Source organism: Rudanella lutea DSM 19387, from assembly GCF_000383955.1.
Lineage (GTDB): Bacteria > Bacteroidota > Bacteroidia > Cytophagales > Spirosomataceae > Rudanella > Rudanella lutea.
In genome coordinates, this window is sequence record NZ_KB913013.1 from 5,234,582 (window position 1) to 5,248,475 (window position 13,894).

Annotated in this window: 11 protein-coding genes and 1 tRNA gene; 6 read left to right on the forward strand and 6 right to left on the reverse strand. The window is 56.4% G+C overall.

Going from position 1 to position 13,894, the window contains the following annotated elements; all coding sequences use genetic code 11:
- Nucleotides 1-40: 40 nt before the first annotated feature.
- The gene (locus RUDLU_RS0121485; RefSeq protein WP_019990497.1) at nt 41-1,303 is read right to left on the reverse strand and encodes a hypothetical protein; all 1,263 of its coding nucleotides are present in this window, start codon (nt 1,301-1,303) and stop codon (nt 41-43) included.
- Between the two features lie 152 nt (nt 1,304-1,455).
- On the opposite strand from RUDLU_RS0121485, the gene RUDLU_RS0121495 reads away from it, so the two are divergent.
- From RUDLU_RS0121495 to RUDLU_RS0121505, 3 genes are all read left to right on the forward strand, one after another.
- Nucleotides 1,456-2,694, forward strand: a complete 1,239-nt coding sequence (locus RUDLU_RS0121495; protein WP_019990498.1) for an ABC transporter permease — start codon at nt 1,456-1,458, stop codon at nt 2,692-2,694.
- Nucleotides 2,695-2,962: 268 nt separating this feature from the next.
- A tRNA-Leu gene (locus tag RUDLU_RS0121500) sits at nt 2,963-3,046 on the forward strand.
- Nucleotides 3,047-3,254: 208 nt separating this feature from the next.
- Nucleotides 3,255-4,019, forward strand: coding sequence for an SDR family NAD(P)-dependent oxidoreductase (locus RUDLU_RS0121505; RefSeq protein WP_019990499.1), 765 nt, complete (start codon nt 3,255-3,257; stop codon nt 4,017-4,019).
- Between the two features lie 70 nt (nt 4,020-4,089).
- On the opposite strand, the gene RUDLU_RS0121510 is transcribed toward RUDLU_RS0121505, so the two are convergent.
- A complete protein-coding gene (locus RUDLU_RS0121510) occupies nt 4,090-5,103 on the reverse strand; it encodes a nucleoside hydrolase (protein WP_044129591.1) in 1,014 nt (337 codons plus the stop codon).
- A 134-nt stretch (nt 5,104-5,237) separates the two neighbouring features.
- Between RUDLU_RS0121510 and RUDLU_RS0121515 the strand changes: the two genes are divergently transcribed.
- Complete coding sequence (locus tag RUDLU_RS0121515) at nt 5,238-9,074, forward strand: PVC-type heme-binding CxxCH protein (protein WP_019990501.1); 3,837 nt, start codon at nt 5,238-5,240, stop codon at nt 9,072-9,074.
- A 141-nt stretch (nt 9,075-9,215) separates the two neighbouring features.
- Here the strand turns inward: RUDLU_RS0121515 and RUDLU_RS0121520 are convergent, their stop codons facing one another.
- Nucleotides 9,216-10,169 (reverse strand): polysaccharide deacetylase family protein, encoded by a 954-nt coding sequence (locus RUDLU_RS0121520; protein WP_027303281.1) that lies wholly within the window; start codon nt 10,167-10,169, stop codon nt 9,216-9,218.
- Between the two features lie 222 nt (nt 10,170-10,391).
- On the opposite strand from RUDLU_RS0121520, the gene RUDLU_RS0121525 reads away from it, so the two are divergent.
- A complete protein-coding gene (locus tag RUDLU_RS0121525; protein ID WP_019990503.1) occupies nt 10,392-11,474 on the forward strand; it encodes a PepSY-associated TM helix domain-containing protein in 1,083 nt (360 codons plus the stop codon).
- Nucleotides 11,475-11,578: 104 nt separating this feature from the next.
- Nucleotides 11,579-11,812 (forward strand): DUF1090 family protein, encoded by a 234-nt coding sequence (locus tag RUDLU_RS0121530; protein ID WP_019990504.1) that lies wholly within the window; start codon nt 11,579-11,581, stop codon nt 11,810-11,812.
- Between the two features lie 188 nt (nt 11,813-12,000).
- On the opposite strand, the gene mog is transcribed toward RUDLU_RS0121530, so the two are convergent.
- From mog to RUDLU_RS0121545, 3 genes are all read right to left on the reverse strand, one after another.
- Nucleotides 12,001-12,534: a molybdopterin adenylyltransferase gene (gene mog / locus RUDLU_RS0121535; RefSeq protein WP_019990505.1), complete on the reverse strand. Its 534-nt coding sequence runs from the start codon at nt 12,532-12,534 to the stop codon at nt 12,001-12,003.
- Between the two features lie 9 nt (nt 12,535-12,543).
- Complete coding sequence (locus tag RUDLU_RS0121540; RefSeq protein ID WP_044129592.1) at nt 12,544-13,311, reverse strand: phosphatidylinositol-specific phospholipase C/glycerophosphodiester phosphodiesterase family protein; 768 nt, start codon at nt 13,309-13,311, stop codon at nt 12,544-12,546.
- A 120-nt stretch (nt 13,312-13,431) separates the two neighbouring features.
- Entirely contained in the window at nt 13,432-13,848 is a 417-nt protein-coding gene (locus tag RUDLU_RS0121545) for an acyl-CoA thioesterase (protein WP_044130694.1), read from the reverse strand.
- Nucleotides 13,849-13,894 lie beyond the last annotated feature (46 nt).

Genomic DNA, 13,894 nt, shown 5'->3' on the forward strand with positions numbered 1-13,894 from the left:
AAAAAAGCCGGGTAATTGGCCCGGCTTGTATAATTTTAGCTTAGGTCTTCTGCTTTTTCTTCTTCGCAGCCGGGAACAGAATATTGTTCAGAATCAGCCGGTAACCCGCTGAATTAGGGTGCAGGTTGAGGTCGGTGGGCTCCTCGCCGATTTCGTGCCGGTAATCTTCGGGGTCATGACCGCCGTAGAACGTGAAAAAACCCCGGCCGTAGGGCGCGTGAATGTAGCGGGCTTCGCCAGCGGCCCGGTTCTCGGCCATCACCACCACTTCGGGTTTTAGGTATGCTTTCTTAAACGCGGTGGTTTGCCCCATAAACCCTTTGATCACGTTCATGTGGTTTTGGGTGAGCATAGTCGGGATGGGGTCGTATTTGGCTGAGAACTGGAATAGCGAGAAATAGTCATTGTGCTCAGCGAGGCCGCGCTCTTCGGGCTGATTGTCGATGTTCGAGAACTCGATCATGTACGGGTTGGTGTACACCTGAAAATTGCGGAAGGCCATTGTCTCCCGAAAATCGAGTTTACTGTTCACGTTCGGGTCGAAACCGTCGCCGTCGTAAAATGCATCCACCATGTCGGTGTTCTGCGCGGCCAACGCAATGTCGTAGGTATCGGTGGCATTGCACATAGCAAACAGGTAGCCGCCCCCGAGGCTGAAATCGCGGATTTTTTTCACCACGCCGAGCTTCATCTGGGTAACCTTATTGTAGCCGTATTTCCGGGCAATTCCTTCGGCTTCCTGTTTCTGGGCAATGTACCAGGGTTGGTCTTTGAAGTGGAAAAACTTGCCGAATTGGCCCGTGAAGTCCTCATGGTGCAGGTGTAGCCAGTCGTATTCAGGGAGCTTGCCATCGAGCACTTCGGAGTCGAACACCACATCGTACGGAATTTCGGCGTAGGTCATTACCATAGTTACAGCATCGTCCCACGGTTGTTTGGTCTTGGGCGAATAGACTGCCACTTTGGGTGGTTTCTGGAGCTTCACAGCGTCCATATTGGCGTCGGGCGACTGAACTTCGGCCATAATCTGAGCGGCCTGGGCCTCCGAGATAACCTCGTAACTCACCCCCCGGATTACCATTTCGTTGACAAACGCCTGGCTCTGCGACATCATGAAACTGCCTCCCCGGTAATTCAGCAGCCAGTCGATTTCGGTATCGTGGGTTTTCAGAACCCAGTATGCGATGCCGTACGCCTTCAGGTGATTTTTCTGGGCCTCATCCATCGGAATCAGCAGCCGATTCGCCATAGCAGGGGCAAGAAGTGCCAGAAAAAGGATGAGTGGCAAGAGCAGACGTTTCATCGGTTATATTGGTAATGAGGCCTATTGTAGCTTTGTATTAACGAAATTAAGCAAATTTTGTGCGAGAAATTCAAAGGGTGAAAGAGCGAAAGAGCGCATAGACCGCTCCAATCTCGTCCTTTCGCTTTTTCACCCTTTCGCCCTTTAAGAACATGAATCTGATTGAAAACGTCCGCGAAGGGCTCAACTCGATTGCCGGTAACCGGCTGCGGACCGTGCTTACGTCAGCGATTATTGCCATCGGTATCACGTCGCTCGTCGGTATCCTGACCGCCATCGACGGAATTCAGTCGTCGCTCAACAGCAGTTTTGAAGGACTTGGTGCCAATACGTTCAGCATTCTGGTCGAACAGCAGCGGGGCCGCTTCGGTGGTCGGATGCAGCGGGCCGATGAGCCAATCACGTTCCGACAGGCGGTGCTGTTCAAACGCCGGTTTCCGTACGGGGCCACTATTTCGGTGTCGTCGCTGGTGTCGGGAGCCACGCAGGTAAAGTACGGATCGCGTAAGACCAACCCCAACGTACAGTTGTACGGGATCGACGACACGTTTCTGACCGTCAAAAACTACAAGCTGGCGAGTGGCCGTAACTTGAACGCCAACGACGTCCAGAATTCGCTCAACGTAACCATCATCGGCAGCGAGCTGGCAGGCGCGTTGTTTGGGTCGAATGTGAACCCGCTCAACCAGATTATCCGGGCGCAGGGGGCACCGTTCAAAGTGATTGGCGTGCTGGAGAAGAAAGGAAGCCTTACGGGTGGGGGCGACGACCGCGTGATGCTCATTCCGATTGATAACGCCCGGGTGCTGGCGGGTGAGCGGTCGCTTACATTCGATATTACGGCGTCGGTGCCCGACATCAGCGATCAGGAAACAGCCGTTGGCGAAGCCCGTGGCACCATGCGCCTGATCCGGCGCGACGCCCTCGGTCAGCCGGATTCGTTCCGGATTGAACGGGCCGACGAACTGGCCAAAGATCTCGACGAAACCACCGGGGTGCTGCGCATTGGCGGCTTTGTGGTTGGGTTTATCACGTTGCTGGGGGCGGCCATTGCCCTAATGAATATCATGCTGGTGTCGGTTACGGAACGCACCCGCGAAATCGGGATTCGAAAGTCGCTCGGAGCCACGCCCCAGCTCATTCGGATGCAGTTTCTGATCGAAGCCATCGTGATTTGTGTACTGGGTGGAATCGGTGGGGTAGTGCTGGGATTGGGCATTGGTAACCTGATTTCGCTGGTGGTCAGTCAGGGCGAAGGGGCTTTTGTGGTGCCCTGGGGTTGGATGATGCTCGGAATCCTCATCTGCGTAGCCGTTGGTTTATTTTCGGGAATCTACCCGGCCATACGTGCCTCGCGGCTCGACCCAATCGAAGCGCTGCGGTACGAGTAATGTAGGTTGCCAACGGGCATTGATTTCAGTATTGGATATTCGGACTTCAGACATTAGACGGTAGACGTACGACCCTTCTGTAGTGAAGTCCAACGTCCAGTGTCCAACATCTAATGTCCAGTACTAATGGCTTGCTGAGCTTATGCTTGACAATCAGTTACTTTGTCGCCTGGCCTAAATTTTTTGCGTTTAATTGCGCGTTAAGGCTTGCAGATTGCCCATTAAGGCTTAGTTTTGCACCCACGTTTGACACAACGACCGAATAGTTGCCGGGATGGCGGAATCGGTAGACGCGTTGGTCTCAAACACCAATGTCTGCAAGGACATGCCGGTTCGAGTCCGGCTCCCGGTACAGAGAGTCCTCACAAAAAGCTTATAGCGAGCAATTTGTGAGGACTGTTGCTTTTGGGCCGAATCCCTTCCAAAACAATTCTTGTTTCTCCGACTATATACCGCTGGGTCAGAATTAGCCGACCAGATGATTAAAATCAGTCCGGGCATCCCGATTTTACCTCTACTTTACAGACGCTGAGTGGTTTTTGGTTTTAAAAAACAAGCACATGAAAAAGCTCGAAGGAAAAGTGGCGGTCATCACCGGAGGGGCCGGTAGTATAGGTAAAATAACGGCAAAACTGTTTCTGGACGAAGGGGCCCGCGTTATGCTGGTCGATCTGAGCGAGGAGGCCCTCAAAAGCGCAGCCGACGAACTGGGCGGGTCAGAACAGGTGGCCTGGTGCGCAGCCGACGTGTCGCAATCGGCCGATGTGCAGCAGTATGTGAATCAGACGGTGGCGCGCTTCGGAAAAATCGACGTGTTTTTTAACAATGCGGGCATCGAGGGCGTGGTGAAACCCATTGAAGACTACCCCGAAGACGTATTCGATAAAATAGTGGCCGTGAACATCAAGGGCGTGTGGCTGGGGGCCAAATACGTGTTGCCGCAAATGAATGACGGGGGCAGTATGATTATCACGTCGTCGGTGGCGGGTATCAACGGTAGCCCATTCGTGAGTGCGTACATTACCAGCAAACACGCCAACGTGGGCATTATGCGTGCGTTGGCCGTGGAGGCTGCGCCCCGTAAAATCCGGGTCAACTCGGTGCATCCATCGCCCGTCGACAACCGGATGATGCGTTCACTCGAAGAAGGGTTTGCGCCCGGTCATGCTACCGAAGCAAAAAAAGGTCTTGAAGCTACCATCCCCCTCGGCCGTTACGCCCAACCCGAAGAAATCGGTCAATTGGTGTTGTTTCTGGCGAGCGACGACAGCAAGTTTATCACCGGCACCATGCAGGTAATCGACGGGGGCCTGAGCGTGAAGTAGGCCGTTTTTCAAAGAGTGAAAGAGTGAAAGAGTGAATGAGTGGAAGGCCCACTCATTCACTCTTTCACTTTTATTTCAGCAACATCAGCTTCGCGAAGAAGTCGTTGAACATGAGTTGGGTGTCGATACGGCTGTACACCCGAATGGTTCGCCCTTTGGCGTTGTACGCATACTCGCCCTGCGCATTGATGAGCGGGGCTTGCCGGATTTCGTACTCGCTCGACGACGGATCGGCCTCGAACGACGATTGCAGAGCCGTAAGCAACACCAGCGGGCTGTCGCCCAGCACGTACGTTTCGCCAATATTCACGTACCGCGTAATCCGAACCATCAGGGCTTCGAGCAGGCCGCTCAGGTAAGCCCCGGTTTTGCCTTGCGGTTTCACCTGAAGCAACAACTGGGAATAGGGCAACAGTGCCTGCCGGTACGTACTGCGGGGCACCTGCCAAATACCCACCGACGACCGATTGAACACCGCCCGGGCCGCGGCAATATCAATGTTGAGGTTGTACTCCGGGCTCGAATAATTGGGCGGGGGCAGGGCCATACTGGCATACTCGGGGCCGCCAATCCAGACAATCGTCAGCTTATCGGCAATCTGCGGAGCCGTCAGCAGGGCCGCGGCTGCTTCGGTAAGTCCGGCTCCGCAAAGCAGATACAAAGGTTGTTTGGTATCCGTGCGGAGGGCTTCCCGAATAATCAGGTTGACCGCTTCGTTGCGAACGGGCGTACTGTCGTTAGGCAGGGCGGTGTCTGAACCAGCCAGCACCGGAATCGGCCGGGTCACGTTCATCACCTGCATCAGCTCGTGTGCTTTGGCAGCGGCATTTTGCGCCTGCCGGGTCGAGTTGTCGAAGCCATCGCCCACGCGCAGGTGCGAACCAATAATCCCCCGAACATCGACCGAGGGCGAAGCCAGCAGATGCGCCAGAGCAAACAGCCCGTCGGGATCACCACTGAAATCATTGTCCAGAATCACCCGCATCCGGGGCGTCACGGCGGCTGGGTTGCCTATGGTTTGCCCGAAAACGGGGGCTGTTAGCAACAGAGCGAGTAAAAGGCGTAGGGGTTTAAAGTGCGTCATGGTCCGATGGGGTAAACGACACCAAAGGTAACCGAAGATTTTGGCCTGCAACGGGGTGGATTTATATAGCGCTGGCACAACGTGGTAAAAAGAGAGATAGGGTTCCTTTTGAAATCATACTGTCCTAAACCATCATGAAGTATTTTCTGCTGTTAACCAGCCTCGTTTGCCTGGGTCTGACGTACACCTGGCAAGCCCCGCCCGACCATCGGGCGGTGGCCCAAAAAGAACTGCTGATTCGGGAAGATAAAGCAGCCCAAACCTTTGCCGTGTATCGGGTGGGCGAAAAAACGCCAATCGTAACCCAACATGCCAAAGCTGATTTTCGGCCGTATCTGCACCCCATTGCCGCTCCCGACGGCCGGGGTGTACTGACAGAATACAGCCCCGGCCACCACAAGCACCAAACGGGCCTGTATTGGGGTTTCACCCGTGTCAACGGGCGCGACTATTTCCACCATCCGCAGGGCGACTACTGGCGTCGGGTGTCGGCCCGGGTTGTTGAAAGTCGTGGAACCACCGTGCGTTGGCAAACCGTCTACGACCTGCTCGATTCAACCGGCCGGGCGGTGCTCACCGAAACCCAAAACTGGGCCATGCGCGAGCAGGACGGCAAGTTCTTTCTCGATCTGGAATGGAACGGCGAGGCCCAAACCGACGTCACCATTGGCAAGTATGACTATGGCGGTCTGTTTCTGCGGATGCCCTGGAAAGAAGGCATCCGTGGCGAAGTGATCAATGCTGCCCGGCAACGCAACGACAAAGCCGAGGGGCAGGCCGCGCCCTGGGTCGATGTAGGTATGCAGGTGGCCGGCCGCTCCGACCTGGCTCATATCGCCATTTTCGATCATCCGCAAAACAGGGGCTACCCCACGCTTTGGCGGGTCGATGGGCAGTTGGGGGTTGGTCCGGCGCGGGCGCGTAAGGCCGACTGGCACATCAAAAAAGGAAGTGTCGAGATTCTCAAGCACCAGTTGGTTGTGTACACCGGTACGCTGAACGATGTGGAGCTGACGAAAACCTTCGGGCAGTTTACGGGCAATCAGTCTGACTACACCACTGCCGCTTTGTGGGGTATCGCGCAGAAAGAAGGCCGCGAAGCCAAATTTCTGAACGCTACCGAAGCCGTGTCGGCCATGACCGTTGCACCCGGCTTTACGGTGAATGCCTGGGCGTCGGAACCGCTCATGACCCAGCCGATGGCGTTTTGCTGGGACGACCGGGGGCGGCTCTGGATTGCCGAAAACCGTGATTATGAATCGCGGGGGAAAGGGTTTTCAAACGCGGGCGATAGCCGGATTCTGATTCTGGAAGATACCGACCGCGATGGCGTGGCCGACAGCCGGAAAGTCTTCATGGAAGGTATTGCCTTCCCGGCGGCTATTGCAGTTGGCTTTGGTACCAAGGGTACACCCGGCGTGTTTGTGGGTGCCCCGCCCAACCTGCTGTTTGTGCCCGACAAAAATGGCGACGACAAGGCCGACATGGACGATATTGAGGTGCGGCTCACAGGCTGGGGCATCCGCGACCGGCACGAAACCCTCAACAGTCTGCACTGGGGGCCCGATGGCTGGCTCTACGGCTGTCAGGGCTTTGCCACCCCCTCAAAAGTGCGCAAGCCATCCCGGTCCGAAGGTCGCCTGTATCGGCACAAAGACCCGTTTCCGGAGGATATTCTGCAACGCGAGGGCGTCGATATCAACGGGGGCGTATGGCGCTACCATCCTATCAAAGACCGGTTTGAGGTAGTGGCACATGGGTTTAGCAATCCGTGGGGTATCGATTACGACGCCAAAGGGCAGTTTTTTATTTCGGCCTGCGTGATTCCGCACCTCTGGCACGTGATTCCGGGCGGTATTTACCACCGGCAGGGCGGGCAGCATTTCAACCCGTATGTGTACAACGACATTAAAACCATTGCCGACCATAGCCACCGATCGGCGCACGGGGGCGCGCGGGTGTACCTGTCCGATGCCTTCCCGCCCGAGCACCGGGGGCGTATTTTCATGGCAAACATCCACGAACACGCGGTGCTTTCCGACGTGCTCGAACCCAAAGGGTCGGGCTTTGCCGGGCATCATGGCGAGGATTTTCTGACCGCCAACAATGCTCAATGGGTGGGCTTTAGCATGGAAATAGGCCCCGAAGGTGGGCTGTACGTGCTCGACTGGCACGATGCCGACATTTGCGGTTCCGACGTGTTGAACACTGAGACCGGGCGTATTTTCCGGATTATGCCCACCCGCTCGCGGGCGCAGAACTGGCCCGGCCGGTTCAGTGATCTCGGACAAATGCCCGATGCCCAACTCGTAAGCCTGCAAACGAGCCCGAGTGAGTGGCACGCCCGCCGGGCGCGGGTGGTGCTGCAGGGCCGGGCGGCTGCGGGTCGGCTGGCTGCGGGTACGCACCGGGCCCTGCAAACGCTGTACACCTCGGCCAATACAGACCCCGACCACCGGCTGCGGGCTATGTGGGCGCTGCACGTCACGGGCGGCTTGTCGGCGGGTGACCTCACTACGGCTCTGGTCGACAAAGACCCGCACGTACGGGCGTGGGCCATCCAACTGCTTTGTGAAGATGCCAGCCCGTCGGCCGAGGTGCTGAATGGGTTTGGCCGCATGGCCCGGCAGGACCCGTCGCCTGTGGTGCGGCTCTACCTGGCGTCGGCCCTGCAACGGCTGACCGGTGAGGCCCGTTGGACCATTGCGGAGGGACTGCTGACCCACCGCGAGGATGCCACCGACCATAACCTGCCCAAAATGATCTGGTTTGGACTCGAACCCCTGGTGAAGCAAAATACCCGCCGGGCACTGGAGCTGGCTACCCGTAGTCAAATTCCGATGGTGACTGGATTTATTGCCCGCCGGGCCGTCGATGCCGACGCGACCGAAGCCCTGGTTGCTACGCTGGGTAAGCTGCCTAAAAATCGGATACACCTGCTCGAAGGAATGCGCGATGCTGTGGAAGGTCGCTCGGATCTGACGGCCCCGGCCAACTGGGAGCCGGTATATGCCCGCCTGAAAACCGACCCCGTAGCGGGTAAGCTGGCTACGCAGATTGCGGGTCAGTTTGGGGGTATCGAAATGGCCCGGAAGTCGATAGCGACGCTCAACAATGCCAAATTGCCAGCCGAAACGCGCGGGAAAGCCCTGCGGGCGTTGGCCCTTCAGCAACGCCCCGAGTTACCTAAGCTCCTGCCGGGTTTGCTGGCCGAACCGGGTTTACGGATGGAGGCTATCCGGGCGGTGGCTGGGTACGACAATGAGAGTCTAGGTAAACTCCTGCTTGAGCGGTACGCGGGTTGGTCGGCGGCCGAAAAGGCTGAGGCTATCCAGACGTTGGCCTCGCGACCACGCTACGGCTGGATGCTCACGCAGGCTTTGGCCAAAAAGCAGATCGATAAGCGCGAGGTGCCGACCTACGTAGCGCGGCAGTTGCGTCGGGTGGTAGGCAGTGGATTTGTGGAAGTCTGGGGGCCGATTGACCATGTGGCGCTCGATGAAAAAGCCTACGCCCGCTACCGGAGTCTGCTTACCGACAAAGCCGTGTCGGGGGCCGATGCGGGCAAAGGCCGGCTTGTTTTTCAAAACACCTGCGGCCCTTGCCACAAAATGTACGGTGAAGGCGGCACCATCGGCCCCGAACTAACCGGCTCAAACCGGGCCAACGTCGACTATCTGCTCAGTAACATTCTGGACCCCAGCGCCGAAATTCAGGACGATTACAAAATGGTGGTGGTTACCACGCGTGACGGCCGCACCTATGTGGGCAACGTAGCCCGCGAAAACGAGCGTCAGCTGACCCTGCGGGTGGTAGGGCAGGAGGCTGTGATGATCAACAAGTCGGATATTCAGGCGCGCGAGGTAAACCCGTTGTCGATGATGCCAACGGGTTTGCTGGAGTCACTTTCTGAGGCCGAGGTGAAAAACTTAGTGGCGTTTCTGCGGACAACTACGCCCGTGAAGAAGTAAGCGAATCGGGTGGTCTTGTCTTTCAGAGATGTCATCTTTCTAAACAAGATGACATCTCTGAAAGACAAGACAGGCATCAAAAAAAGAGAGCGATGACATCTTTCCAAACAAGATGTCATCGCTCTCTTTTTGGGAGCAACCTTATTTAAAGCTCGCCCGCATATTGCCGTTGAGCGTTTTGGCCGACCAGTAACCGCCCGCAATGATCCGGCGGATGGTCATGAGTGGGTCGGTCGGATTCATTTTTTTCTCGGCCAGTTGGTACGCGGTCAGGTAGCCTCGTTTTTCAACTTCCGGTAGGGCGGCCTCGTTCCACAAACCAAATGGATAGGCGAAGTGCCGAACGGGCTTGCCCGTGATTTCTTCCAGCTTCGTTTTGGGTTCTTCCAGCTGTGTTTTCCAGTCCTCGGCCGTGGTCAGTTTTTTTACGTTCTGGTGATCCCAGGTGTGGGCACCAATGGTATGGCCCTTATCGGAGAGGTCTTTGAGCTGGGTTTTGTCCATGTAATGCTGCTTACCCCGTCGGCCAATGGCTACCGTCATGATGTAAAATGACCCTTTGAAACCGTACTTGTTCAGTACCGGCAGGGCGTTGGTGTACTGCGTCAGGTCGCCATCGTCGAAGGTGAGCATCACTGGTTTTTCGGGCAGTTTGGCTCCTGTGGTCAGGTAAGCATACAGTTGGTCGGGCAGAATGGTATGATACCCGCTGTCGGCAAGCATTTTCATGTGCTGTTCAAACGTAGCCAGGGGCACAATGTAATCTTTGGCCGTTTTCGAATCCGTACCCTTCCAGTCGCGAATCTGGTGGTAGCATAGCACCGGCACCTGTTTGCGGCCAATAATGGTCGCGGCATCGGCTATTTTGCCTGCCGGAATCGCCGTCGGGTCGCCTGCACCGGCTGAGGCCGTGGTGTCAATCGCCGTGCCGTCGGTGGCAGCGGTGTTGGCCGTAGCAGCGCCCGCTTCGGCTGGGCTTGTGGTGGTCTCGGTGGCGGTTGCATCGGCCGGTTTACCCGTCGAATTGCAGCTCATGAGCCCGCCAGAGAGTAAGGCAGCGGTCAGGGCCGACCAGAAAAGGGGAGAACGTTTCATTGGTACAGGGGCAATACCGGACTCGGCATAAACGTCGTCCAGTCCAAACAGTTTACGGGCTGTTTGGACCAGGAGACGCCCGACGGCCCGGTGGGTCGCGTCTTAAATTTTGTCGGAAAATAGTAAAAGGCATCTTAGTTTACAGGACAACAGGAATTAAAATTCGCTAATGCCTTGTGGGGGTCTTTCGCTTATATTGCCCTTTCAATTCCTTACATCCTCATGCTCACTGATAAACTTGTTTTCCGTATTCACCGGCTTCTGGGACTTACCGCCGGTTTATTTATTCTGATGCTTACCCTCACGGGCTCGGTATTGGTGCTCGACAGTCAGGTGGACGGCTGGCTCAACCCCGGTGTCGTCACGGTGGCCCCTGGCGAGGCCCGGCCTGGCGAGGCCCGGCCTGGCGCGGCCCGCCAACCGGCCGATGTGCTGTTGGCCTCGGCCCGGCGGCAATACCCCTCGGCTACGTTGCTCAACATGCGCCTGTACGCTGGCGAACCCGACCGGGCTACCCGCGTTGAGCTGAAAGAAAAAGGGGAACGGATTTGGGTGTACGTGAACCCGTACACAGGTGCAGTAACGGGCACCCGCGAACGCGAAAAGGCGTTTGTGCGCCGGATGCGCGAACTCCATGAGAGTCTGCTCTGGGAGCCTTACGGTGGCTACATCATGGGGTTGGTGGGCTTGTGCCTGCTGGGCTCGGTGCTAACGGGAGCCTGGTACTACCGCAAATCATTGTTGGGTGTATTTTCGATGGGGGTGCGCTGGAACAAATCGCGCCGGATTGTGTACGCTGATCTGCACAAATACCTCGGTGTAGTGGCCTTGCTATTTATGACCTGGATGGGGGCTACCGGGGTGTTTTTCCACTGGGAGCATCTTGAACGGTCGTTTGGCAACGGACCGCAGCGACCCAAAACCGAGGTAACACCGCCAACCATCACCACGGTGGATGCGTATCTGACACGGAGCCAACAGGCGATTCCGCAACTGACGCCCGACCTCATCGCCTTTCCCGAAGCGCCCGACCGCCCGCTTGTGGTGCGCGGTAACACGCCCGAAAGCAACCGGATGCTGGGGCGGTTTACGGCCGCTGTGGAGTTTGATGCCCTCACAGGAGCCCAACAGAAGGTGTTTCGGGCCGAAGAAGCGGATGCCGAATACAAACTGGAACACGTTTTCGAAGAACTGCACTTCGGCCGGTTTGGTGGTCCGGTGACCCAGATTTTGTGGATTGTGATGGCGTTGGCGACGGCCGTAGTGAGTGTAACGGGCCTGCTAATCTGGTGGGTCAAGCGCTGACGTATAGGGCCGTTCGCTCAGCTTTTTGGCCCTTACAGCCGGGAAAGTAGTTCGACTAATCGTACAAACAGCGGATTGTCCGCTTTTACGAAACGAACTGAAAGATGAAAACTAAACAGTGGATGAGCGCACTGGCTCTTGCAGCATTGATGGTGACAACGCAGGTGGCCTGTGATTCGAAAACAGAAAACAAAGCCGAGGAAGTTCGGGACGAGCAGGAAGACCTGAACGAAGCCAGAGCTGAAGGTGACACCAGCGACATCAGAGAAGAACGGCAGGAGCTTGACTCGGCCAAAGCAGAGTATGACTCGGCCGTGAAAGACGCCCGAAACAATTAATAGTCACCCCTGAATAGAGAAGGGCCGCCTGATGAGGGCGGCCCTTTTTTTACCACCCCCTGATCCCCTCCTTGAAATAAGGAGGTGGAATCATGAGTCAGTGTTGAATAACAAAAAGATACCTATAGTTTTTGTGATTGTTTGGTAAGCTACCCCCTCCTGTTTTCAGGAGGGGGCAAGGGGGTGGTTTAACCCTTCGGCCGGAAAACAGGCATCACTGTCTCGTCGGTGGTCAGGAAGGGGCCGCCGATCAGGTCAATGCAGTAAGGGATGGCCGGAAACACCACCGACAGACATTGCTCAATAGCGCGGGGCCGACCGGGTAGGTTGAGCAACAGGGTTTTGCCCCGGATACCCGCCGTTTGGCGCGACAAAATGGCCGTCGGAACGTATTTGAGGCTTTCCTGGCGCATCAGCTCGCCGAAACCGGGCAGCATTTTGTGGCAAACGGCTTCGGTGGCTTCGGGCGTCACGTCGCGGGGGGCCGGGCCTGTGCCGCCAGTAGTTACAATCAGGCAGCATTCCTGTACGTCGGCCATTTCGATAAACGCGGCAGAAAGCTGATCCTGCTCGTCGGGGATAACCCGGTAAACCGGTTCCCAGGCGCAGGTGAGGTATTGGTTGAGCAAATCGACCACGGCTTTGCCCGGAATGTCTTCGTAGACACCGGCACTGGCGCGGTCCGATACATTGATAATGCCAATTCGAATAGGAGGGGTCATAGCGTCTGATTACAGCGATTTGCGGCACTCGGCCACTTTGTCGGTATTGAGAACGTCAACGCCCAGTTTGCGGAGTTGTTTCCAGGCGTTTGGGTTGTCGGGCGTGGCCCAGAACCGGATCATTTTGTTTTGGTCGTGCGCCCGCCGAATCATGCGTTTCAGTTTTTCGCGGTCAGCGTCGGGCAGGTCGCCGTTGCCGTCCCAGCGCGAATAATTGTAGAAACTATCGCTGATGAGCGCCACCCGCCGGACGGTTTCGTCATCGTAAATCTCGGTCGGCCGCCCGTCGAACTGCACAAACAGGGGGTAATCAATCATGCGTTCCACCTTGGGTCGGCTGCCGCTGATAATCACCTGAATCCCGTTGGGGTTCGAGAAGGGGTTAAAAATGTCGATGTTTTGCGCCAGCCGCGCTTGCAATACCGGCCAGATATCATCGAATTTGTCTTTGAGGTCAATAACGAGCGCGGGCCGGTACGTCCGGTCGGAGCTGATACGCCCCCCGTTCTGGGCAAACAGCCGCACAATCGGGTTCAGGTAAAGCGAGTCGAGCGTACGGGCCGGGTTTATGTCTTTCCGGTCGTGGGCAACCATCAGCTTGCCATCTACCAGCCAGATATCAGCCTCGATAAAGTCGGCCCGGTTTTCGAGGGCGGCCATGAGCGGAACCGGTTTTTCGTAGTCGTTATGGGCGTGGATTTTTACGGAACCCGACCGCTGCGCCCATATCGTGGGCGAAATGCACAACAGCAGACACCAGAAAAGGAGAGTCTTCATGAACGGAATGTGGTTTAGCGTTTTCGGTTGATGGTTTTCAGTTTTCAGTGGATTGTGCATATCGGAGCCGCTTCGTATTTATTCACTCTTTCACTCATTATATGTAGAGTCAACTCGGTCTTAAAACTCCTCAAATTGCCCAATAGCCAGCCGAACAGCTTCTGGCAAGGGGGCGGGCTGGCGCGTAGCCGGGTCGGTGTTAACGTAGATGATCTCGCCCGTGACCAATGGTTGGCCCGCCCGGTCTATAGTTAAACGAAACGGAAGGCTGCTGTTGCCAAACCGGCTTACCCGGACGCCAATACGCAGCTCGTCGTCGAAAAAAGCCGGTGCGAGATATTCCAGCGTAGCCTTGCGGACGTAAAAGGCCCCGCCAATGGTGGCCGGGTCGGTAAAACGCATACCCAGGTTGCGGAAATACTCGGTAATGGCTACGTCGAAATAATTGAGGTAGTGCCCATTGAAAACAACCTGATAGGGGTCTACCTCAGACCAGCGTACCCGAATCGGGTGGTGAAAGCGAAATTCGTCAGGCATGGTAAATTCGGTCAGCGGTGCCGTCAAAGATACGCCATGCTGTTTA